The sequence below is a fragment of the Pseudoalteromonas piratica genome (genome assembly GCF_000788395.1).
Lineage (GTDB): Bacteria > Pseudomonadota > Gammaproteobacteria > Enterobacterales > Alteromonadaceae > Pseudoalteromonas > Pseudoalteromonas piratica.
On the sequence record NZ_CP009888.1, the window covers coordinates 449,985 to 471,115 of the forward strand.

Below are 21,131 nucleotides of genomic sequence, written 5' to 3' on the forward strand. Positions count from 1 at the left end.
TCAAAAATTATAAGGCTTAATAATATGAGTACAGCCATTTGGATCACCTTATTAGTTGCGACAGCCATAGCAAGTTTTTTCACCGGAAGCCTACTTACTAAACGTCAATATGAACATGACGAGCTCGAGAAAGAAGTAGAAAAAGCGCAAAATGACCTCGAGCAGTTTAAACAAGATGTGGGAGATCATGTCGCTCACACCAATAAACTGATGGGAAAAATGCAAGACAGTTACCTTCAACTTGTTAAGCACATGGAAGAAACAAATAAACTACTCGTCGCTAAAAACGACAGTGAAGTTGTTCCTTTCTTTTCCCAAGAAGCCACTGAAATTTTGCCTGAAACACGTAATAACGATGTAACACGCACTGAGATCCTTGCGAGAAATGCAGAATTACAAGCACCGCCAGCAGACTTTGTTACCGGCGAAACAGGTATTTTTAGAGGTGATAGTTCAGAAAATAAGCAATCAGAAAGTGCTTAATCGCATCTTGATGAACTTTTTTTTGACCCCATAGTCATTATAAGTAACTGGCCAATTTGTGGCGTACTAGCACAGTACAAATTGGCTACCTTTTTGATTTAAGGAGCGTTATTTTGACTATGAAAACAAAATTATCTGTATTAAGCGCAGCAATTCTTTCCGCTACTTTATTAGTTTCTCCGGCGATTAGTCACGCAAAATTACCTGTTTCGGTTAACGGCCAACAACTACCTACCCTTGCACCTATGCTCGACAAAGTGACTCCTGGTGTGGTGAGCATCCGTGTTTCTGGTTCAAAAGAAGTGCGCCAGCGCGTAGACCCATTTGACTTCTTTTTTGGCAACCCTCAGCGACAACCGCGCGCTGAAAAGCGCCCTTTCAGCGGTTTAGGTTCAGGGGTAATTATTGATGCCAGCGATGGTCACATTGTTACTAACAATCATGTTATTCAAGATGCCGAAAAAATTATTGTTACCCTTCAAGATGGTCGCGAGTTTGAAGCAAAACTGGTAGGCAGTGATCCGCAATCTGATATTGCGTTGCTAGAGGTAGACGGTGATGACTTAACCGAAGTGAAACTAGCAGATTCCGACGAGCTTCGTGTTGGTGATTTCTCTGTTGCTATTGGTAATCCCTTCGGCTTAAGCCATACAGTTACCTCGGGTATCGTAAGTGCGCTTGGTCGCTCAGGCCTTAATATTGAAGGTTATGAAGACTTTATTCAAACCGATGCAGCAATCAACCAAGGTAACTCAGGTGGTGCATTGGTAAACCTTAATGGTGAGCTTATTGGTATTAATACTGCAATTTTAGGTGCCTCTGGCGGGAATGTAGGTATCGGCTTTGCCATTCCATCAAATATGATGAAAAGTCTCGTTGACCAAATTTTAGAATATGGTGAAGTACGCCGTGGTAGCCTCGGTATCTTAGGTAGCAATGTCAATGCTGGCGTCGCAAAAGCATTTGGTTTAGAAACCAAGCAAGGTGCAATTGTTAATGAGATTATCGAAGATAGTGCAGCAGAAAAAGCTGGCCTAAAAGTCAATGATGTTATTGTCAGTATCGACGGTAAGAAAATTCACAGCTTTATGGAGCTGCGTAGCAAAATAGCAACGTCAGGAGAAGGTAAAACAGTTAAGCTAGGCATTATTCGTGATGGCAAGAATAAAACCGTTAAAGTAAAACTTGGCGGCATGTCAGATACTGCAACGGCTGCAGATAAAATGCATCGTAATTTAACTGGCGCAACACTTGAAGCTGGCCAAACGGATGACGGCAAAGAAGGTGTTGTTATCAAGTCGATTGATTCAAATCGTGCCCCAGCAGCACGTGTAGGGTTAGAGGAAGGTGATGTTATCTTAATGGTAAACCGCACGCGTGTTGAATCTGTTCGCGACTTAAGTAAGGCTGTTGACGATGTAGAGGGATACATCTTCCTTCGTGTTCAACGTGGCACACGAATTTTTAACGTACAGATTCAATAATTCAATTTCATACAACTTGCTACATCAAAACGCTCAACTTAGCTTGAGCGTTTTTTTATGGATGTGTGAAACCACCTGCAACTTGCCGAAAAGTCATATTCTTGCCACAATAAACACCCTTTGAAAAAAATAATTAAACGGCCCAGTGTGTTAAAAAAGCTACAGTTTTTACTGACCCCAATCTTGTTAGGGCTTGGTTTTGCCTTTATTTACCTTCTGGTATTTTCACCAGACTTATTACGCGAACAATTTCAGGCGAATAAAACACCATTAAATGCAAGTCACCTTAGCTTTGCCAATGCCGTTAAAGCAGCATCGCCAGCTGTAGTAAACATTTACTCTGAATCGATTAGTAACCGGCCTCGTAGTTTACGCCCTGTTAGCGCAGTAAGGGAGCTTGGCTCTGGCATTATCATGTCAAAAAAGGGCTACATTCTTACCAACTATCACGTTATCAATAATGCAGACCAAATTGTTGTGGTATTAAATGATGGACGCCAATTTACTGATGTTCAAGTAATTGGCTTTGATGTGCCAACCGATTTAGCATTACTAAAAATTACTGCTGAACACCTACCTGAGATCCCTACAAATAACGATTTTGTACCGCAAGTAGGTGATGTCATTCTCGCTATCGGTAACCCGCTCAATCTTGGTCAAACAATCACGCAAGGCATTATCAGTGCTACTGACAAAACTAATATTGCCCAAACTCGTCATACACGCTTCTTACAAATGGATGCAGCGGTAAACACAGGTAACTCCGGTGGCGCAGTGATAAACACCAATGGTACGCTAGTAGGTATTACCTCAGCCAAGTTCAAACATGCAAGAAATCTAGAAGTGCAAGGAATCTTCTTTGCTGTGCCTTATTCATTAGCAAAAGAGGTCATGGATAAAATCATTAAATATGGTCGTGTAATTCGCGGTTACATTGGCTTTGATGCCGATCCAGTTGACAGCTCTGGCCGCTTGGTAAGAAATAACCATACGCCTGTTTATGGCATGCGTGTTGCGCGTTTAGACCCGTTAGGCCCAGCATGGCGTTCTGGCTTTGAACTCAATGATATTGTGACTAAAATTGATGGCAAGAAAGTGGTTAATACAAATACAACACTCGAATTAATCACCAATACTCCACCTGGACAAACATTAAACTTTTCCATTCTTCGTGAAGGCAAAACGATTATTCTGCCCGTCACAGTGGGTGAACTGCAGTTCTAATGTTAATAATCACACATTAAAAAGGCCGCAATTGCGGCCTTTTTAATTTATATCGTGTTATCTAAGCTTTTCGACGAGCAATTTTTACCCCTAAGCCACCTAGCTTATCTTCGATACGTTGATAGCCTCTATCTACATGGTAGATACGATCTACAATTGTTTCGCCTTGCGCAATTGCACCCGTTAAAATTAAACTGGCTGATGCACGTAAATCGGTCGCCATCACTTGAGCGCCACTCAACAACTCAGTATGTTCACAAATTGCCGTGTTGCCCTCTAAACGAATATTTGCCCCCATACGCTTAAGCTCTGGCACATGCATAAAACGGTTTTCAAAAATCGTTTCCGTAATGGTTGCGCTGCCTTCAGCAACGACATTAAGGGCTGTAAATTGAGCCTGCATGTCAGTTGGAAAGCCCGGATGCGGAGAGGTTTTAATATTAACCGCTTTTGGCATGCGGCCTCGCATATCTAAGTAAATGCTGTTATCAGTTAACTCGATATGGGCATTTGCATCACGCAATTTCTCAATAACCGGCTCTAAGCTGAAATGATCTGTACCATGGCAAAGCACTTCGCCTTTTGCCATTGCTGCTGCAACTAGGTATGTACCTGTTTCAATACGGTCAGGTAAAATACGATGTTCACAACCAGTAAGTGTTTCAACGCCAATAATTTCAATGCGATCAGAGCCTGCACCGGTAATTTTTGCCCCCATAGCACTGAGGTATTTGGCAAGGTCGGTGATTTCAGGCTCACGCGCAGCATTTTCTAAAACCGTGACGCCATCCGCTAGAGTTGCTGCCATCAGTAAATTTTCGGTCGCTCCCACACTAACTACATCCATAAAGATGTGTGCACCTTTCAGGCGACCATTTACTTTGGCATTGATGTAGCCGCCTTCCACAGTAATATCAGCACCCATTTTTTCAAGGCCTGAAATGTGAAGATCAACAGGACGTGCACCAATCGCACAACCACCTGGAAGTGACACTTGTGCTTCACCAAAGCGCGCAAGTAGCGGGCCAAGTGCAAGCACAGATGCGCGCATTTGTTTCACTAAATCATATGGCGCAAGTACTTTATCAATAGTACTTCCATCTACAACCAAATCATCCTGCTGCCATTCTACTTTGGCACCAAGCGTTGCAAGTAACGCCTCTGTGGTGTTGATATCACGTAAGCGCGGTACATTAGTAAACCGGCTTTTACTGTTTGCAAGAATTGCAGCAAATAAAATAGGTAGTGCGGCGTTTTTGGCACCCGAAATGGTCACTTCACCAGCAATCGTGCTGCCGCCTTGAATTACAAATTGATCCATTGATGCCACCTATAGCATCATCAATTTGCGATCACGTTCCCATTGCTCTGGCGTGTAAGCTTTAATTGATACGGCATGCATAGTGCCGTCAGAAATTTTTTCCATTAATGGTGCATAAACCATTTGCTGTTGTTTAACGCGTGATACGTCAGCAAAACATTCACCAACAACAATCACTTCATAGTGGCTGCCTTCAGCTTTAACTTTTACAAAATCAAGCGATAGTGCTTGCGATAAAATATCTTCGACTTGTTTAGGATCCATTAACTCTACTCAAATAAATTCTCTACGTGACCCAATTGCATTAGCTTTTTGAGCTGCTCAGGTAAGTGGACAAGTTTAAGGCTTATATTGTTCCGTTGCAATTGCGAGAAACTATAGATTAACCATGCGAGCCCTGCAGTATCAACTTTAGTTATTGCACTGAGGTCAAGTGTGAGAGTGGATGTAGAGCTATTTTTTGGTAACTGCAGATTGGCAACTGAGTAGCGATTTAATTCGCCACTCAATACGTAATTAGCCTCATCTACTGCTGTTAACGATAATTTTGACATTGCTTATTCACCAGCAAATTGCACTGGCAACTTGCTCTTTTTATCTAGCATATCAATTACGTAACCTAATCCTTCTGTACGCAGAATACCGTGAAATTCAGACTGTTTGGCATCAAGTAAGCTTATGCCCTCTGGTAACATATCAAAGCCTTTCCACTCACCAGATTTAGTTTTGCGTACCTTAAAGTCGATATTAATATCAGGTTTTCCTGATTCCACGATCTTAGTTTTAACCAAAACTAATTTGTCTTCCGAAAAGTCTTGAGCTGGCGCAAACTCAACTTCCTGACCACGGTACTGTGTGAAAATACCTGCGTAAGATGTAATCAAATACTCGCGAAATACATCAATAAAGCGCTTAAGCTTTTCAATTTCTGCTTTTTGCTCTTCTTTATCTTTAATATTTCGTACTTTAGAAATGTAGCTACCAAGAACACGCTGCGCCGCATAACGATAGTCGATATAAGGCAGAAGTTCTTCCTCAACAACCACTTTTAAATGGTTTTTATCTTGTTCAATTATTGCTTTATCTTGCGTGATACGGGCAAAGGTATTTTCTGCAACCGTTCTCACCATTAAATACGGATTACTTTCGTCAACGCCTTTAGCAAAAGACACACATGACGTAAGCACTAATAAAGTCGCAATTAAAAATTTCATCATCTTAATTATCACAATCCCAATTAATCGTTGCTTTGGTTAAATAAGAACTGACCAATTAACTCTTCCAATACCAGAGCTGATTTTGTATCAGTAATAAAGTCACCATCTTTTAAAACTTTCACTTCTTCGAGGCCAAACATTTCACTTAGTTCATCCTCGCCGTTCATATCTTTATGAGCGATAACACCAGGATTAATTCCCAAATATTGTTCACCTAAAATGCCCGACGTTAATATATTGACCGAGGTAGTCTCAGTAAAATTGCTATATTCTGTAGAAATTTTCATGTGTACTACTGGCACATAGTCCGTTGGGTCTAAATTAATTGCTTCAACACGGCCGACAACTACACCACCCACTTTAATCGGTGAGCGCACTTTTAGTGAGCCGATATTATCGAATTTTGCATAGAGGCTATAACTATCACCGTTACCACTCATACCCGCATTGGCAACTTTAAGCGCAAGCATTACTATTGCAGCTATGCCAAGTGAGACAAAAAAGCCTACTAAAATTTCAATTTTCTTCGAATTCATTTTTTACCCTTTACGCGCCAAACATAATTGCTGTTAGCACAAAATCTAATCCTAATACTGCCAGTGACGATTGCACTACTGTTTCTGTGGTTGCTTTACTAATACCTTCCGAGGTTGGTACACAGTCATAACCTTTATAAAGTGCAATCCAAGTCACAACAAATGCAAAAACTACCGCTTTGATTGCACCATTTAAAATATCTTTTTCAAACGAAACTTGGGCTTGCATAATTGACCAAAAGCTCCCGGAATCAACGCCAAGCCAATCTACTCCGACAATGTGAGCCCCTAAAATCGCGACCGCAGAGAAGATCATCGCAAGCAATGGCATACTAATCATTCCAGCCCAAAAACGTGGCGCAATCACACGCTTAAGGGGGTCAACGGCCATCATTTCTAAGCTTGTTAACTGTTCTGTCGCTTTCATTAAGCCTATTTCAGCAGTTAATGCACTGCCTGCTCGGCCCGCAAATAGCAGTGCGGTAACCACCGGACCTAACTCACGTAATAAGCTAAGCGCTACTAGCGGCCCTAAACTGTCTTCTGCACCATAATCAACTAATACCGTATAGCCTTGTAAGGCCAGTACCATGCCGATAAAAAGACCTGATACCAAAATAATAATTAATGATAAAAAGCCCACCATGTAGAGCTGTTTTATTAATAGGGGCGTACCTTTTTTGAAATTTGGCACACTAAAAATGGCACCTAGTAACATAAGTAGCGCGCGACCGATGCCTGCTAATGTATCTAACGTATTGCGGCCGATTGTTTGAATAGTATTAACCACGTTCGCTTCCCATTAATAAATCTTGATTGTATGGCGCAGCATCAAAGTGGAATGGTACAGGACCATCAGATAGCCCCTGTAAAAATTGTTGTACTAACGGCGATTCAGATTGAGATACCTGCTCTGGTGTTCCTTCGCCAATTACGCCCTTATCTGCCAATATCACAACGTGATCGGCAATACTCATAACCTCTGCCACATCGTGCGTCACAACAAGCGACGTAATATTAAGGGTTTGGTTTAGCGATTTTATTAGCTTAACCAACACGCCCATTGAAATCGGGTCTTGTCCTGCGAAAGGTTCGTCATACATGATTAGTTCAGGGTCGAGTGCGATTGCACGGGCCAATGCTGCACGCCTAGCCATACCACCCGACAGCTCAGAAGGCATCAGGTCACGTGCGCCACGCAAGCCAACCGCTTCGAGCTTCATCAACACGATAATACGAATAATCTCTTCGGATAGTTTAGTGTGTTCACGTAACGGAAAAGCGATATTGTCAAATACGCTCATATCGGTGAACAAAGCACCGCTTTGAAATAGCATACTCATGCGCTCACGCGCTTGATATAACTCGCTGCGTGACATGTTTGGAATGCTTTCGTTAGCAAAAAGAATGTCGCCAGAATCCGGTTTTAGTTGTCCACCAATTAAGCGTAGCATGGTTGTTTTACCAATACCGCTTGGGCCCATTATGGCGGTTATTTTTCCTGTCGGGACGCTAAAGCTCATGTTTTGATAGATAATTCTATCGCCACGAGAAAAGGTAACATCCTTTATTTCAACTAAATTTTGCGACAAGTCGCTCTCCTAGAATTAATTGCGCAGTGTATTCTAAGCCTTTTGAAATTGTTGTGAAACCTATGAAAAAGTAAATATTTGTAATAACGGTTACAAAAGCTGTGTTTTAAATCAAGATTTGATATTATTTGGTGTTATCTAAATTTTGGTTTTTATTCAAGAATGTTGTTATCAATTGCTATTTTAATTGCAGGATTTGTCGGCTTAGTGTGGAGTGCGGACCGCTTTGTTTTTGGTGCTGCAGCACTGGCAAAGAATTACGGAATTCCAACATTAATCATTGGTTTAACGATTGTTGCTATGGGCTCTTCAGCCCCTGAAATGATGGTATCGGCTCAGGCCGCATTAGCGCAGCAAACGGACACAGCGGTTGGTAATGCTATTGGTTCGAACATAACTAACATTCTTTTAGTTTTGGGTATTACAGCATTACTGCGCCCACTAAATGTCTCTTCAACTACCTTAAAACGCGAAATGCCGGTGGTGATGTTTGTTTCACTAGCAGCTTGGTATATTTTATCAGATAACTACTTAGGCTTTGGTGAAGGCATTGCCCTGATGGCTGGGTTTGTAATCTTTATTGCTGCCGTTACTGTTATTTCAGTAAAACAAAGTAAAGCAGCCAATGCCGAACATGACCCGTTTGTTGACGAAGCCTGTGATGAAGTGCCTGACAATGTCAGTACTCCTCTCGCATTAATGTGGCTTGTTATTGGCATGGCCGTACTGCCTGTCAGTTCTCATTTTATTATTGATTCAGCTACCGATATTGCTAAATTATTCGGTATAAGCGATTTAGTTATCGGCTTAACCATAATAGCGATTGGCACGAGCTTGCCTGAATTGGCAGCATGTGTTGCTGGCGTGTTGAAAAATGAAGATGACTTAGCACTGGGTAATATTATTGGATCTAATATTTTTAACCTGCTCGCAGTGCTCTCTCTTGCCGGTATCATTAACCCTTCAAGTGTTGACCCTGCAGTATCATCGCGTGATATTTTAATTATGCTTGGCGCAACCGTGGCATTAATCGCCATGAGTTTAAGTATTCGTGGCTCACGTCGAATAAACCGAATAGAAGGTGGCTTACTACTAGTCGCATTTGTTGCTTATCAATACCTTATTTTTTCATCAGTAAGCGCTTAAGGCCAACACATGAACTTTATTGCTCGCGGAAAACGTGTATTAAAAATCGAAAAAAACGCGATTGAACAGCTCGCACAATATATTAACGATGATTTTAGCAATGCATGTCAGTTGATGTACGACTGTAAAGGTCGTGTCATTGTAATCGGGATGGGCAAATCAGGTCATATTGGTAATAAAATAGCTGCGACCTTAGCAAGTACGGGGACACCTTCATTTTTTGTGCACCCAGGTGAAGCAAGTCATGGTGATCTAGGTATGATCACCAAAGATGATGTGCTATTGATGATTTCGAATTCAGGTGAAACAGCCGAAGTTATTAATCTGATACCTGTTATTAAACGCATTGGCGCAAAAATAATTGGTATGAGTGGCAAAAAAAACTCAACGCTGGCGCAACAATCCAATGTTCATATTTGCATTGCTATTTCTGAAGAAGCATGTCCTTTAGGGTTAGCACCTACGGCAAGCACAACGGCAACACTTGCTATGGGCGATGCCATTGCGGTTGCATTACTCGAAGAGAAAGGATTTACTGCCGATGACTTCGCCTTATCGCATCCAGGAGGTAGCCTAGGTAAACGTTTACTCTTAATGCTCAAAGACATTATGCATCAAGGTGATGCTTTACCTATCGTGTCAGAAGTAACAACGATAAAAAATGCGCTGCTTGAAATGACCGCTAAAGGGCTTGGTATGACCGCCGTTGTGAGCCAAAATAATACATTACAAGGTATTTTTACTGACGGTGACTTGCGTCGTATCTTAGAGCAACGAATTGATATTCATGCGACTGCTATTTCTGATGTGATGACCAAGCAATGTACCACGGCACCTGAGACCATGCTCGCAGCAGAAGCATTAAACATCATGGAAACAAAGAAAATTAATGGCTTAATTGTGGTTGACCAACAACAAAGACCAATTGGTGCACTCAACATGCAAGATTTACTAAAAGCAGGTGTACTATGAGCTTAACATCGTCACAGCAGCTTTTTAATGAACTGTATGCAGAAACAAGCAAAACTGTTTTTGCCAAAGCCAGCAAAATTCAGCTGTTAATTTGTGATATCGACGGCGTTTTTTCCGATGGCCGCATCTACCTTGGCAATGATGGCGAAGAACTAAAAGCATTTCACACCAAAGATGGGTTTGGTATCAAATCATTAATCAATAGCGGCGTTCAAGTTGCGGTTATCACTGGCAGAAACTCAAAAATCGTCGAAAATCGTATGAAAAGCCTGACCGTGCAACATATTTATCAAGGACAAGAAGATAAAATTGTTGCGTTCAACACGTTAAAAGAAGCGCTCTCGCTCAACAATGATGAAATAGCCTATATTGGTGATGATAGCCCCGACTTACCCGTCATGGAACTCGTTGGTTTTGCGGTAGCAACAAATGATGCACACCCGCTCGTAAAACGAATTGCTGATTACAAAACCACGATGTTGGGTGGCTTTGGTGCCGTACGCGAATTAACAGATTTAATTATGCTGAGCCAAGATAAACCACTCAGTCACTCAGGTACTAGTAGCTAATGTCTGCCCGTATTGCGCTTTCAATTTTATTTACCATTGCCATGTTATGGCTGTGGTTACCCTACTTTTTCGCACCGAAAGAGCAAATACAGATAGTTAAACCTATCACTAATATTCCTGATTACATCGCTACCGATTTAAAACAGACGTACTTTAGTGACTTAGGCACCGTTAGTCATAAAGTAACAGCTGAAAAGATGTCAATGTATCAAGAGTTAGGGTTTACACACTTTGTAAAACCACAATTCACTATTTTCTCGGAGCAAGGTGTTTGGCAACTGAAAGCTGAAGAAGCGACGCTTTACGATAACGAAAAGCTTATTCTTGAGCAGAATGTAATCGCCAAAAGCCTGACCACGGATGTGATGCTCGACACAATAGAAGCGGCAAGTATTGAGTATTTCATCTCGACCAAAATAATGACCTCGGATAGCGAAGTGAAAATGACAGGCCCGGGGCTTGAAATTAAAGGCCAAGGCCTCAATGCTAATTTAGAAGAGCAAGTAATCAACTTAATCAACCATACAAAGACCACTTATTATGACCAATAAAATGACGAGATTAATGTCAATCGCTGGACTGGCTTTCACTTTGTGCATCACAAGTGGCCACGTAATGGCTGAGCAAATTAAACTAAAGCACCCACTTGAAATAGATGCAGATGAGCAATCAGCACGACTGAAAGAAAACATCGGTGTTTTTCAAAAAAATGTACAAATAAAACACGGTAATATGTCAATTACTGCTGACTACTTAGAAGCACATAAGCGTACTGAGCTGGGCGATAATCAACAATTACTCATTGCCAGCGGTAAGCCAGTAAAGTTTAGCGCGATTCAAGAAGATGGTTCAACGATAATTGCAAGTGCTGAAAACATTACTTATGACGTTGCTAAATCACTATTTACCATGTCTGGAAATGCAAAATTTCAGCAAAATGGCGACATGATGTCAGCAGATACCATTATTTACGACCGTGAAAATGAAACTGTCACATCGAAAAAAGCGAAAAATTCAGATAACCAAGTAAAAACCATCATCAATACACAAACAAAACAAGGCGAAAAATGAGCACATTAATTGCCGAAAAGCTGGCAAAAAGTTATAAATCACGTCAAGTTGTTAAAAATGTTGGTTTAGAAGTAAAAGCCGGCAGTATTGTTGGTTTACTCGGTCCTAACGGTGCAGGTAAAACAACGACGTTTTATATGATTGTTGGTTTGGTTCCAAGTGATATGGGCTCAATTCGCATTGATGATAATGACATAACACTTCAACCTATGCATAGCCGTGCACGATTAGGCATCGGCTATTTACCGCAAGAATCGTCAATCTTCAGAAAGCTTACCGTTTATCAAAACATCATGGCAATTCTTGAAACCCGTAAAGATCTTAATCGCGTACAACGAGAAGAAGCGCTCGACGATTTACTTGAAGAATTCAACATCGGCCATATTCGCGACTCACAAGGTATGGCACTTTCCGGTGGTGAACGCCGACGTGTTGAAATCGCTCGCGCTTTAGCCGCAAACCCTAAATTTATCCTGTTAGATGAACCTTTTGCTGGTGTTGATCCTATTTCAGTGATAGATATAAAGAAAATAATTGAGCATTTAAAAAATCGCGGCATTGGCGTACTGATTACTGACCATAATGTGCGTGAAACCCTTGATGTATGTGAGAAAGCTTATATTGTTTCTCACGGAGAATTAATTGCATCAGGCACGGCGGAAGACGTTTTAAATAACCAAAAAGTTCGTGATGTATACCTAGGTGAACAATTCAGACTATAGTAATAGTGAAAGCACTTCCTAATTGGAGTTGAATTGTTAACCAACAGCTTGAGAAATAGAGAAGGATTAGAATAACTACATGAAGCAATCGCTACAGCTTCGCCTTGGGCAGCAACTAACAATGACTCCGCAATTGCAGCAGGCAATACGCCTACTGCAATTAAGCACGTTAGATTTGCAACAAGAAATACAAGAAGCCCTAGATGCCAATCCTTTACTGGAAGAAGACAACGATTTCAGTGACGACACCAACAATAATGAAAACACTGAATCGAGTGCTGATGACTCAACAACGAGTGATGACTTCGAAGCACCTGTTAGCCAATCTGAAATAGAATCCAGCGACGCCTTAAACAACGAAAACCTTTCCGACGACCTTGCTATGGACGTCTCTTGGGATGATTACATCAGCGCTGCGCCAGTTTCAGTGAGCAGTGCACCGGCACCAGAAAATGACACCATCTACCAAGGCTCAACAAGCGAGTCACTGCAAGACTATCTTATGTGGCAATTACGCTTGACGCCGTTTAGCGATAACGATGAAGTAATCGCAACCACTATCGTCGAAGCTGTGGATGATTCAGGTTACCTTACGCAAAGTACAGAAGAAATTTTAGAAGCAGTACAAAAGTCTGAAGATCAAGAGCAAATTGAACTAGATGAAATTGAAGCGGTACTGAAACGCGTTCAGCTTTTTGATCCTGTTGGCATTGCTGCTCGCTCGCTACAGGAATGTTTATTGATCCAACTCAATCAGTATGACAAAAATACTCCTTGGCTAAGCGAAACAAAAAGCGTAATCTCAAACCATATGGAACTTTTAGGGTTAAGAGACTATCGTACCATTATGAAGAAGGCCAAACTCAAAGAACCTGAGTTAAAAGAAGTCTTAACATTAATACATAGCCTTAATCCAAAACCAGCTGAAAGCATCATTCGTGAAGAACCTGAATATGTGGTGCCAGACGTTTCAGTAAAGAAAATAAAAGGCCGCTGGCGTGTTGAATTAAACAATGACAGTATGCCAAAAATACGGGTAAATGAGCAGTATGCTGCACTGACTCGCTCAATGAAGTCAGGTACTGACAGCCAATTTATTCGCAACCATTTACAAGAGGCTAAATGGTTTATTAAAAGCTTAGAAAGCCGCAATGACACTTTATTAAAAGTAGCCAATTGCATTGTTGAACAACAACAGGCATTCTTTGAATATGGCGATGAAGCTATGAAACCAATGGTTTTAAATGATGTCGCCGAAATGGTGGAAATGCATGAATCGACTATATCGCGAGTAACAACGCAAAAATACATGCATACACCACGTGGCATTTACGAATTGAAGTACTTCTTTTCAAGCCACGTTAGCACAGAAAATGGGGGTGAGTGCTCATCCACAGCGATTCGAGCACTGATCAAAAAGTTAGTAGCTGCAGAGAATCCTGCCAAGCCATTAAGTGATAGCAAGATTACTGACCTACTAGCTGAACAAGGAATTAAAGTGGCGCGACGCACAATCGCTAAATATCGTGAGTCGCTATCCATACCACCGTCTAATCAGCGCAAATGCCTGATCTAGACCATATAGAAGGAAAATGCTTATGCAATTAAACTTAACAGGTCGTCACGTAGAAATTACTGATTCTTTAAGAGACTATGTCACTAACAAATTTGCAAAACTTGAGAGGCATTTTGATCACATCAATAACGTGCACGTTATTCTAGATGTTGAAAAGTTATCACAAAAAGCAGAAGCAACGATGCACGTTAATGGCGGTGAACTGTTCGCATCTGAAGCACAACAAGATATGTATGCAGCAATTGATGGCTTGGTCGACAAACTTGATCGCCAAGTAATAAAACATAAAGAGAAATTATCTCGCCATTAAAATGAAATTAACTGATATTATTGCTGAGGACTGCGCTAAAACCGCGGTCCTTTTTAATAGCAAAAAACGTCTCTTCGAATTTATAAGTGATCTCGCACATCAACATGCGCCAGACATTACTTCTCAAGAGTTTTTAGACGCTTTACTACAGCGTGAAAAACTCGGCAGTACAGGTATTGGTAAAGGACTTGCAATACCCCATGGTCGTATTGATGGCCTGCAAAACACTATTGGCTTTTTAATTGTAAATCAATCACCTATCCCTTTCGATGCCATTGATGACAAAGACGTTGATGTGTTTGTTGTACTGCTCATACCAGAGCAAAACTGCCAACAACATCTACAGACTTTAGCCACTATCGCTGATAAACTAAAAGACAAGCAATTTTGTCGTCAGCTACGTCATGCTGAGAACAATCATCAGCTTTATCAAGTTATTAGCAGTGAAGCGAGTAACTAACGTTAGGAGATTTAAGTGCAGCTAATTTTAATCAGTGGCCGTTCAGGCTCGGGTAAAACCGTTGCCCTAAGAGTATTGGAAGACCTCGGCTATTATGTTGTTGATAACATCCCTGTAAACCTGTTACCTTCTTTAATCCGAACTGTTTCCGACAAATATGACAAAATCGCTGTAAGCGTTGATGCACGGAATATGACAAAAGAGCCGGAAGAGATTGAAGAAGTACTCGATTACCTTCCAGGTTTTGCCACCCCAACACTATTTTATCTCGACAGTGATGAGCACACGCTGATTAAACGCTTTTCAGAAACTCGCCGGTTACACCCGCTGTCTCTAAATAATATTTCGCTCGAAGAAGCGATTGAAGCCGAGAAAAAGCTGCTTGATCCCATTGCATCAAAAGCCGATATATTTATCGATACTACTGATTTAAGTGTTCACCAGTTAGCTGATAGTATTCGTGAAAAAATACTTGGTAAAAAATCGAACCAGTTAATTATTACGTTTGAATCATTTGGCTACAAGCATGGTATTCCAAAGCATGCGGACTATGTCTTCGATGCGCGATTTTTACCTAACCCCCACTGGGAGCCACATTTAAAACCGCTTACTGGACTTGATCAGCCAGTTATTGATTTTCTTGCTAATCAACCTGTTGTGCACAAGTTTGCGTGGCAAATACAGACATTTATTGAAACCTGGTTACCTCATTTAGAACGAAATAACCGCAGCTATTTAACTGTAGCTATTGGTTGCACTGGTGGACAGCATCGCTCTGTTTATTTGGCGCAAACTCTGGCCGAAAGTTTTGCTAAGCATCATAAAAATGTAAAAGCGCATCATCGCGAGCAAACCAAGTCTAAGTGAGTAGGTAATATGGCAATCGAAAAGAACTTTTTGATTATCAACAAACTGGGGTTGCATGCGCGTGCAGCAACCCAATTGGCCAAACTAGCAATGGCATTTGATGCCAAAATTAGCCTTACTCAAGGTGATAAAACAGCTGATGCTGATAGTGTATTAGGCTTAATGCTACTTGAAAGCTCGCAAGGAAAAGAAGTATTAGTCCGTTGCGATGGACCCGACCAAGATGCTGCTCTTTCAGCAATCGGTAATTTAATTGAAGCCAAATTTAACGAAGACGAATAAACTACTCACTTAATTAAAACTTTTAACAGCATTAATGCTACAATAAATTAAGACAAGTAAACTCTATAAATCAAAGAGTTGCAAACATTCACTCCAAACATCAAATTATTATAGGGTGAACATGCCAGAAGCACTAGAACAAGATTATTCACAAACACAACTACATGAGGTAACAAAAGCCCTAAGTAGCGGCATGTTTGTGCACGTTCGACGCATGTTGGCACATATGCCTCCCTGTGATATTGCACACTTATTGGAATCATCCCCACATAAAAGCCGGACTGTATTATGGCAGCTAGTTGATCCTGACTTACAAGGTGAAACGTTAGAAGAACTCGCTGAAGATGTTCGAAACGGCATTATCGCCCAAATGGATCCTGCACTTGTTGCTGCTGCAACAGAAGAAATGGATGATGATGACTTTGCTGAAGTACTCCGCAGTTTACCTGATACTGTCTACCAAGAAGTATTGGGCTCAATGGATAAAACCGACCAAGAACGTGCCACAGTAGTTCTCTCATACGAGGAAGAAACTGCTGGTGCTTTAATGAGTACCGATACCATTACCATTCGCCCCGATGTAACGCTTGATGTGGTACTTCGTTATTTACGGTTAAAAGGCGAGTTACCTGAAGGTACCGATGAGCTCTATGTGGTAGACAAAGAAAATAAGTTTTTAGGGGATGTGCAGCTCGCAACCCTGTTAACGAAAAGTCCAAGTCTCACAGTACGAGAGGTGATGGATAATGAATCCGAAGCCATTCCAATGAGTATGGGTGAGTCTGAGGTTGCGCAGCTGTTTGAACGTCATAATTGGATTTCTGCCCCTGTTATAGATGATAACGGTCAATTGCTTGGTCGTATCACCATCGATGACGTTGTTGATGTTATTCGAGAAGAAGCCGAACACAGCATGATGAGTATGGCGGGTCTTGATGATGAAGAAGATACATTCGCACCCGTAGTTAAAAGTACAAAACGCCGCTCAGTTTGGCTAGGGGTAAACCTAGTTACTGCAATTCTTGCTGCGTTTGTAGCAGGCTTTTTTGAATCAACTCTTGGCATTTTACCAATATTGGCAGTATTAAATGGCATCGTCCCCTCTATGGGCGGCATAGCGGGTAGCCAAACGCTTACTTTAGTCATTCGCGGTATTGCTGTTGGCCATATCAATGACGCCAACCAACGCTGGTTAATCGGTAAAGAAATCGCCATCGGCATGCTTAACGGTATGATTTGGGCAGTATTAATCGCGACAGTTGTCGCCTTATGGCAATGGGATTATAAACTAGGCTTGGTTATCGCTTTTGCCATGTTTATGAATTTATTTGCAGCCGGTTGTGCTGGAGTGACAATACCTTTAGTACTGAAAAAGCTAGATATTGATCCGGCACTAGCTGGCGGTGTAATTCTAACCACAGTCACAGATGTCGTTGGTATTTTTGCCTTCCTTGGCACAGCTACCTACTTCCTTCTTCCGTGATATAAGCGATTATGCTTATATCACCTTATCTTTGTGGTAATAGCGTGTATTCACCGACAAACTCAGCAACGAGTTGCTCACCGTCATAGATATTAACAGGCACACGATAAACCGCCTTTTCGCCTTGCTCTAAGAGTGTTAAGTCGCCACTGCATTTTTGCAAATCCACACTTCCTTTCGGATCTAGCTTTAACGGCTTTAGGTATTTAATACTGGCATCTGACAAGACAATAGCCGCTTCAATACCGATTTCTTTTAAGTGAAGGTAAGTTGCCCCCCAACCTGTCAAAGTCGCTAAGCTATAAATCGATCCCGCAAACATAGTACCGTGTAGGTTTTGGTTAGCGCTAAACTCGGCTGTTGTGGTGAATTGCCAATCGGTATAACTTTCAACCTTAATACCCATTGCATCGCTGATTGGAATATCTTCACGCCATGTATTTTGCAACACCTTGGTCCACTCTGGACGACGGAACCAACCAGGACAAGATGGACACACTTTAACCATTTTCCAATGTTGAATATCGCCATACATTAAATGTGCTTTTTCAACGACCACATATCCATGGCGTTTATAAAACTCAACAGCGCGATCTCGTGCAAACAACAGCAACTCTTTAGCCCCTTGCTGCCAAGCTATTTTTTCAAGCTCATGTAGCAATCGGCTACCTAAATGATGACCGCGGTGATCTTTATTTACCGCCATGTATCGAACTTGTGCTTGCTCAGAGGTATTCCAATGTAAACGCGCTACGCCTAAAACTTGCCCTTGCTCATTTTTTATAAAGCGGTGTTCTGCATCTTGTTCAAACTCGTCTTGCTCTGAGCCTCTTGGCTGCTGCCAAGGAGCACGTAAAACTTGCCATCGAAGTTGATAATAATCCTGCCAATCTTGACTACTTTGGGGTGTCGTTACTTGTAACATGCCGACTCCTTATTATGATATTTGGCAACAGATTAACCTAAAAAAGGTCAATATAGAATCATTCCATGGTAAACACTTTGGTATTATTCTAAGCTTGATAGTGAATAGACTTTACAAGAGCTTACCTTGATCACAACCGAATTCGTAAATCACGCCGATACACTAGGAAACCTTGTCTGCTTGCAAAAAACATCTCTTGGCACGTGTACTGTAAGGCAACTAAATAACCTACGTTGGTTACTCATAAACAATACTTTGCAATCGATTTGTAATGTGGAGCATCCCGAGTATTTTTTACTACCTCATTTACAACAGCTTGCTGCGCTATGGAAGAAAACAAACGAGCCTAAAAGTGTATTGGAAGTTGGCCTTGGCGGCGGAGTGATTCGAAACTTCATTGCCAACAAATTTCCTCAATGTGGTGTTACTACTATCGAAAAAAGCTCGGAAGTAATCGCACTCTATCAACAATATTTTGCCAAAGAAAATGGGCAAAATATTATCAACGCAGATATTACTAAACTTGAAATGACGCAAAAATTCGATTGGATAGTGCTCGACTTATTCAGTCAACAAGATTGCCCTATTTTCCTCTTTCAATCTGACTTTTACGAGAAAATAAAGGCCATGTTTGAAAACTCAAACAATCGTCATTTATTTATAAATTTTATTTGTGAAAGCAAGCAACAACTTAACCAATTACACGAAGTGCTGCATAAGGTTTTTGAGGTAAACATCGCGATTTACCCCATTGAAAATTACAATAACAAAATAGTTCACTTACACTTCTAAGCGAAATGTCACGGGCCCATCATTAACTAAATGCACTTTCATATCAGCACCAAATTGCCCTGTTTGCACTGTATTCAAACTTGCTTTAGCCTGCTTGACAAAGTACTCATAAAGCTCTTCACCTAATGCTGGTACTGCGGCAGATGAAAAGCTTGGGCGCATGCCTTTTTTGGTATCTGCTGCTAAAGTAAATTGTGATACAACTAATAGCTCACCATCAATACCCTTTAGGCTCAAATTCATTTTACCTTCATCATCTGAAAAAATTCGGTATCCAGATACTTTGTGCAGTAATCTATCGGCTTTATGTTGATCATCGCCCTTTTCGACACCAAGTAATAATAAAATACCTTGACCTATTTCTCCGACAACCTCACCTTCAACGACCACTTTGGCTTCACTAACCCGTTGAATTAAACCTTGCATATTACGCTTCCTCTTCATTAACAACTAACGGGCGATTTTGTTTGCCAAAAGTATGCTGAAGTGACACAGTAAACTCAGCACCCAATAAAACAACAATCCACGAAAGATAAACCCATACAAATAAAATAGGAATGGTTGCTAAAGCGCCGTAAATGACTTCGTAAGATGGAAAGTTACTAACATAAGCAGCAAAACCTTTTTTACTTAATTCAAACAGTAAAGCCGCAAACATAGCGCCTGGTAAAGACGCCTTTATCGGCACACGGATATTAGGCACTATGGTGTAAATCAGCATAAATCCAGCGGTTGAAATGACATAAGGCAAAAGCCCCAATAAAAAGCCACTAAAACCCGGGATCCCTTCATCAGCATAAGTTGCCAAGCTAACAATATAAGATGTCACACCTAAACTAGCCCCCAACAACACTGGGCCAAGTGTTAATACCATCCAATACACCGCAAATGAAATAACAACAGGGCGTTTTTTCTGAGTGCGCCAAATACGATTAAGCGTAGCGTCTACATTGCGAATTAGAAACAATGCCACAACAATTAAAAAGCCGATGCCCATAGCGGTCATTTTGTTTGCATTTCCTGTAAAGGCGCCGATATGTTCTTTAATTGTTTCTGATGAGGTTGGCACAAAGTTATTAAAGATAAAATTTTCAATGGTGGCACGAAATTCCTGAAATACAGGGAATGCTGAAAATATCGCAAACACCACTGCCAACATTGGCACCAAAGACAATAACGTCACATACGCTAAATAACCTGCGTTAACGGTTATTTGGTCATCTAAACAACGCTTAATGTAACCTTTTACCCAAAAGCCAATGTAGCTCACTCCATTACCTAAGTGCTGAAACATCTGTGCATAGTCGATTTTGTTCTGCATATTAAGTGCTACTAATAAAAAAATATTGCCATATAATAACAAGATAATAGGAAGCATAAAGAGAATTGGACATACTATGAAAAAAATACTTTTAGCAGTCGCGACAACCAGTTTGCTCACACTTTCAGGCTGCCAAACGGCTTATTACTCAGCAATGGAAAGCGTAGGTGTACACAAACGCGACATTCTTATTGACAGAGTAGAAGAAGCAAAAGAGTCACAACAAGAGTCTCAGGAAGAATTCCAATCAGCTTACGAACGCTTAACTAGCTTAATTAACTTTGATGGTGGTGAGCTACAAAAAGTTTATGACCAGCTCAATGATGATTACCAAGCAAGTAAACAATCAGCCGAAGATGTATCGAACAAAATTAATGCGGTCGAAGATGTCGCAGAAGCATTGTTTGACGAGTGGGAAGATGAATTAGCGCAATACTCAAATGCTAAACTAAAACGCGATAGTCAGAAAAAGTTGTCCGCGACAAAACGCCAATTCGAACAATTATTACGTTCAATGCGTCGCTCTGAAAGTAAAATGGAACCAGTATTAACAGCATTAAATGACAACGTTTTATACCTAAAACACAATCTTAATGCACAAGCTATTGCCGCTATTAAAGGCGAATTTTCAAGCTTAAAGCGAGACATTCAAACCTTAATGAGCGAAATGAATAAATCAATTGCCGATTCAAATCAGTTTATCGAGCAAATGAATAAGTAACGATTAATAAAACAAAAAGGCCGCTATTGCGGCCTTTTCTTTAACTTTAATAAATAT

27 protein-coding genes are annotated in these 21,131 nt (G+C 40.9%); 17 read left to right on the forward strand and 10 right to left on the reverse strand.

Going from position 1 to position 21,131, the window contains the following annotated elements; all coding sequences use genetic code 11:
* Positions 1–24: 24 nt before the first annotated feature.
* From OM33_RS01920 to OM33_RS01930, 3 genes are all read left to right on the forward strand, one after another.
* On the forward strand, positions 25–483 hold the full coding sequence (locus tag OM33_RS01920) for a ZapG family protein (RefSeq protein ID WP_038638029.1): 459 nt from the start codon (positions 25–27) through the stop codon (positions 481–483).
* A gap of 119 nt (positions 484–602) precedes the next feature.
* Positions 603–1,967, forward strand: a complete 1,365-nt coding sequence (locus tag OM33_RS01925) for a DegQ family serine endoprotease (protein WP_038638032.1) — start codon at positions 603–605, stop codon at positions 1,965–1,967.
* A gap of 147 nt (positions 1,968–2,114) precedes the next feature.
* Positions 2,115–3,191, forward strand: a complete 1,077-nt coding sequence (locus tag OM33_RS01930; RefSeq protein ID WP_038638035.1) for a trypsin-like peptidase domain-containing protein — start codon at positions 2,115–2,117, stop codon at positions 3,189–3,191.
* Positions 3,192–3,252: 61 nt separating this feature from the next.
* Here the strand turns inward: OM33_RS01930 and murA are convergent, their stop codons facing one another.
* Genes murA through mlaF form a run of 7 tightly spaced genes read right to left on the reverse strand, consistent with a single transcriptional unit; the run spans position 3,253 to position 7,857 of the window.
* Positions 3,253–4,512: a UDP-N-acetylglucosamine 1-carboxyvinyltransferase gene (gene murA / locus OM33_RS01935; RefSeq protein WP_038638039.1), complete on the reverse strand. Its 1,260-nt coding sequence runs from the start codon at positions 4,510–4,512 to the stop codon at positions 3,253–3,255.
* Between the two features lie 9 nt (positions 4,513–4,521).
* Positions 4,522–4,776, reverse strand: a complete 255-nt coding sequence (locus tag OM33_RS01940; protein WP_038638041.1) for a BolA family protein — start codon at positions 4,774–4,776, stop codon at positions 4,522–4,524.
* A gap of 5 nt (positions 4,777–4,781) precedes the next feature.
* Positions 4,782–5,066 carry an STAS domain-containing protein gene (locus OM33_RS01945; RefSeq protein WP_038638044.1) on the reverse strand — a complete coding sequence of 95 codons (285 nt, stop codon included), beginning with the start codon at positions 5,064–5,066 and terminating at the stop codon, positions 4,782–4,784.
* Positions 5,067–5,069: 3 nt separating this feature from the next.
* Positions 5,070–5,729, reverse strand: coding sequence for an MlaC/ttg2D family ABC transporter substrate-binding protein (locus tag OM33_RS01950; RefSeq protein ID WP_038638047.1), 660 nt, complete (start codon positions 5,727–5,729; stop codon positions 5,070–5,072).
* Positions 5,730–5,749: 20 nt separating this feature from the next.
* Positions 5,750–6,265 (reverse strand): outer membrane lipid asymmetry maintenance protein MlaD, encoded by a 516-nt coding sequence (gene mlaD, locus OM33_RS01955; RefSeq protein ID WP_038638050.1) that lies wholly within the window; start codon positions 6,263–6,265, stop codon positions 5,750–5,752.
* Positions 6,266–6,275: 10 nt separating this feature from the next.
* Entirely contained in the window at positions 6,276–7,055 is a 780-nt protein-coding gene (gene mlaE, locus OM33_RS01960) for a lipid asymmetry maintenance ABC transporter permease subunit MlaE (RefSeq protein ID WP_038638052.1), read from the reverse strand.
* Complete coding sequence (gene mlaF, locus OM33_RS01965; RefSeq protein WP_038638055.1) at positions 7,048–7,857, reverse strand: phospholipid ABC transporter ATP-binding protein MlaF; 810 nt, start codon at positions 7,855–7,857, stop codon at positions 7,048–7,050. The genes mlaE and mlaF overlap by 8 nt, the downstream gene beginning before the upstream one ends.
* 162 nt (positions 7,858–8,019) lie before the next feature.
* Here mlaF and OM33_RS01970 point away from each other — a divergent pair, with 162 nt between their 5' ends.
* The 12 genes from OM33_RS01970 (at position 8,020) to mgtE (ending at position 17,315) form a co-directional block, all read left to right on the forward strand.
* The gene (locus OM33_RS01970; RefSeq protein ID WP_038638058.1) at positions 8,020–9,003 is read left to right on the forward strand and encodes a calcium/sodium antiporter; all 984 of its coding nucleotides are present in this window, start codon (positions 8,020–8,022) and stop codon (positions 9,001–9,003) included.
* A gap of 9 nt (positions 9,004–9,012) precedes the next feature.
* The gene (locus tag OM33_RS01975) at positions 9,013–9,975 is read left to right on the forward strand and encodes a KpsF/GutQ family sugar-phosphate isomerase (protein ID WP_038638061.1); all 963 of its coding nucleotides are present in this window, start codon (positions 9,013–9,015) and stop codon (positions 9,973–9,975) included.
* Positions 9,972–10,544 carry a 3-deoxy-manno-octulosonate-8-phosphatase KdsC gene (gene kdsC, locus OM33_RS01980; RefSeq protein ID WP_081990990.1) on the forward strand — a complete coding sequence of 191 codons (573 nt, stop codon included), beginning with the start codon at positions 9,972–9,974 and terminating at the stop codon, positions 10,542–10,544. The genes OM33_RS01975 and kdsC overlap by 4 nt, the downstream gene beginning before the upstream one ends.
* Entirely contained in the window at positions 10,544–11,095 is a 552-nt protein-coding gene (gene lptC / locus OM33_RS01985) for an LPS export ABC transporter periplasmic protein LptC (RefSeq protein ID WP_038638065.1), read from the forward strand. The genes kdsC and lptC overlap by 1 nt, the downstream gene beginning before the upstream one ends.
* A gap of 1 nt (position 11,096) precedes the next feature.
* Entirely contained in the window at positions 11,097–11,615 is a 519-nt protein-coding gene (gene lptA, locus OM33_RS01990) for a lipopolysaccharide transport periplasmic protein LptA (protein WP_234402717.1), read from the forward strand.
* Complete coding sequence (gene lptB / locus OM33_RS01995; RefSeq protein WP_038638071.1) at positions 11,612–12,337, forward strand: LPS export ABC transporter ATP-binding protein; 726 nt, start codon at positions 11,612–11,614, stop codon at positions 12,335–12,337. Before lptA ends, lptB begins: the two co-directional genes overlap by 4 nt.
* A gap of 79 nt (positions 12,338–12,416) precedes the next feature.
* Positions 12,417–13,913 (forward strand): RNA polymerase factor sigma-54, encoded by a 1,497-nt coding sequence (locus tag OM33_RS02000; protein ID WP_038638073.1) that lies wholly within the window; start codon positions 12,417–12,419, stop codon positions 13,911–13,913.
* Between the two features lie 22 nt (positions 13,914–13,935).
* The gene (gene hpf, locus OM33_RS02005) at positions 13,936–14,223 is read left to right on the forward strand and encodes a ribosome hibernation promoting factor (protein WP_038638076.1); all 288 of its coding nucleotides are present in this window, start codon (positions 13,936–13,938) and stop codon (positions 14,221–14,223) included.
* 1 nt (position 14,224) lies between these two features.
* The gene (gene ptsN / locus OM33_RS02010; RefSeq protein WP_038638079.1) at positions 14,225–14,683 is read left to right on the forward strand and encodes a PTS IIA-like nitrogen regulatory protein PtsN; all 459 of its coding nucleotides are present in this window, start codon (positions 14,225–14,227) and stop codon (positions 14,681–14,683) included.
* Between the two features lie 15 nt (positions 14,684–14,698).
* Complete coding sequence (rapZ, locus tag OM33_RS02015) at positions 14,699–15,550, forward strand: RNase adapter RapZ (protein ID WP_038638083.1); 852 nt, start codon at positions 14,699–14,701, stop codon at positions 15,548–15,550.
* 9 nt (positions 15,551–15,559) lie between these two features.
* Positions 15,560–15,832, forward strand: coding sequence for an HPr family phosphocarrier protein (locus OM33_RS02020; protein ID WP_038638086.1), 273 nt, complete (start codon positions 15,560–15,562; stop codon positions 15,830–15,832).
* 121 nt (positions 15,833–15,953) lie between these two features.
* Positions 15,954–17,315, forward strand: a complete 1,362-nt coding sequence (gene mgtE, locus OM33_RS02025; RefSeq protein ID WP_038638089.1) for a magnesium transporter — start codon at positions 15,954–15,956, stop codon at positions 17,313–17,315.
* Between the two features lie 25 nt (positions 17,316–17,340).
* Here mgtE and OM33_RS02030 read toward each other — a convergent pair whose 3' ends face one another.
* A complete protein-coding gene (locus OM33_RS02030; protein ID WP_038638094.1) occupies positions 17,341–18,240 on the reverse strand; it encodes a bifunctional GNAT family N-acetyltransferase/hotdog fold thioesterase in 900 nt (299 codons plus the stop codon).
* A gap of 180 nt (positions 18,241–18,420) precedes the next feature.
* Here OM33_RS02030 and OM33_RS02035 point away from each other — a divergent pair, with 180 nt between their 5' ends.
* A complete protein-coding gene (locus OM33_RS02035) occupies positions 18,421–19,032 on the forward strand; it encodes a methyltransferase domain-containing protein (protein WP_199922481.1) in 612 nt (203 codons plus the stop codon).
* Here OM33_RS02035 and dtd read toward each other — a convergent pair.
* Both dtd and OM33_RS02045 read right to left on the reverse strand, forming a co-directional pair.
* The gene (dtd, locus tag OM33_RS02040) at positions 19,021–19,458 is read right to left on the reverse strand and encodes a D-aminoacyl-tRNA deacylase (protein ID WP_038638100.1); all 438 of its coding nucleotides are present in this window, start codon (positions 19,456–19,458) and stop codon (positions 19,021–19,023) included. The genes OM33_RS02035 and dtd overlap by 12 nt on opposite strands.
* Before the next feature lies 1 nt (position 19,459).
* Positions 19,460–20,353: a virulence factor BrkB family protein gene (locus OM33_RS02045; protein ID WP_038642906.1), complete on the reverse strand. Its 894-nt coding sequence runs from the start codon at positions 20,351–20,353 to the stop codon at positions 19,460–19,462.
* A 76-nt stretch (positions 20,354–20,429) separates the two neighbouring features.
* On the opposite strand from OM33_RS02045, the gene OM33_RS02050 reads away from it, so the two are divergent.
* A complete protein-coding gene (locus tag OM33_RS02050; RefSeq protein WP_038638103.1) occupies positions 20,430–21,074 on the forward strand; it encodes a DUF2959 domain-containing protein in 645 nt (214 codons plus the stop codon).
* The last annotated feature ends 57 nt before the right edge of the window (positions 21,075–21,131 follow it).

Excerpts from the sequence above, each read along its gene's own strand:
- OM33_RS02000 (WP_038638073.1), top strand. The coding sequence starts at position 12,417 with ATGAAGCAATCGCTACAGCTTCGCCTTGGGCAGCAACTAACAATGACT.
- OM33_RS01970 (WP_038638058.1), top strand. The coding sequence starts at position 8,020 with ATGTTGTTATCAATTGCTATTTTAATTGCAGGATTTGTCGGCTTAGTG.
- OM33_RS01920 (WP_038638029.1), top strand. The coding sequence starts at position 25 with ATGAGTACAGCCATTTGGATCACCTTATTAGTTGCGACAGCCATAGCA.
- OM33_RS01940 (WP_038638041.1), bottom strand. The coding sequence starts at position 4,776 with ATGGATCCTAAACAAGTCGAAGATATTTTATCGCAAGCACTATCGCTT.
- kdsC (WP_081990990.1), top strand. The coding sequence starts at position 9,972 with ATGAGCTTAACATCGTCACAGCAGCTTTTTAATGAACTGTATGCAGAA.
- OM33_RS02030 (WP_038638094.1), bottom strand. The coding sequence starts at position 18,240 with ATGTTACAAGTAACGACACCCCAAAGTAGTCAAGATTGGCAGGATTAT.
- OM33_RS02045 (WP_038642906.1), bottom strand. The coding sequence starts at position 20,353 with ATGCAGAACAAAATCGACTATGCACAGATGTTTCAGCACTTAGGTAAT.
- OM33_RS02050 (WP_038638103.1), top strand. The coding sequence starts at position 20,430 with ATGAAAAAAATACTTTTAGCAGTCGCGACAACCAGTTTGCTCACACTT.
- OM33_RS01950 (WP_038638047.1), bottom strand. The coding sequence starts at position 5,729 with ATGATGAAATTTTTAATTGCGACTTTATTAGTGCTTACGTCATGTGTG.
- hpf (WP_038638076.1), top strand. The coding sequence starts at position 13,936 with ATGCAATTAAACTTAACAGGTCGTCACGTAGAAATTACTGATTCTTTA.
- murA (WP_038638039.1), bottom strand. The coding sequence starts at position 4,512 with ATGGATCAATTTGTAATTCAAGGCGGCAGCACGATTGCTGGTGAAGTG.
- OM33_RS02020 (WP_038638086.1), top strand. The coding sequence starts at position 15,560 with ATGGCAATCGAAAAGAACTTTTTGATTATCAACAAACTGGGGTTGCAT.
- mlaD (WP_038638050.1), bottom strand. The coding sequence starts at position 6,265 with ATGAATTCGAAGAAAATTGAAATTTTAGTAGGCTTTTTTGTCTCACTT.
- lptB (WP_038638071.1), top strand. The coding sequence starts at position 11,612 with ATGAGCACATTAATTGCCGAAAAGCTGGCAAAAAGTTATAAATCACGT.
- ptsN (WP_038638079.1), top strand. The coding sequence starts at position 14,225 with ATGAAATTAACTGATATTATTGCTGAGGACTGCGCTAAAACCGCGGTC.
- lptA (WP_234402717.1), top strand. The coding sequence starts at position 11,097 with ATGACGAGATTAATGTCAATCGCTGGACTGGCTTTCACTTTGTGCATC.
- OM33_RS01975 (WP_038638061.1), top strand. The coding sequence starts at position 9,013 with ATGAACTTTATTGCTCGCGGAAAACGTGTATTAAAAATCGAAAAAAAC.
- OM33_RS01925 (WP_038638032.1), top strand. The coding sequence starts at position 603 with ATGAAAACAAAATTATCTGTATTAAGCGCAGCAATTCTTTCCGCTACT.
- lptC (WP_038638065.1), top strand. The coding sequence starts at position 10,544 with ATGTCTGCCCGTATTGCGCTTTCAATTTTATTTACCATTGCCATGTTA.
- mgtE (WP_038638089.1), top strand. The coding sequence starts at position 15,954 with ATGCCAGAAGCACTAGAACAAGATTATTCACAAACACAACTACATGAG.
- OM33_RS01945 (WP_038638044.1), bottom strand. The coding sequence starts at position 5,066 with ATGTCAAAATTATCGTTAACAGCAGTAGATGAGGCTAATTACGTATTG.
- dtd (WP_038638100.1), bottom strand. The coding sequence starts at position 19,458 with ATGCAAGGTTTAATTCAACGGGTTAGTGAAGCCAAAGTGGTCGTTGAA.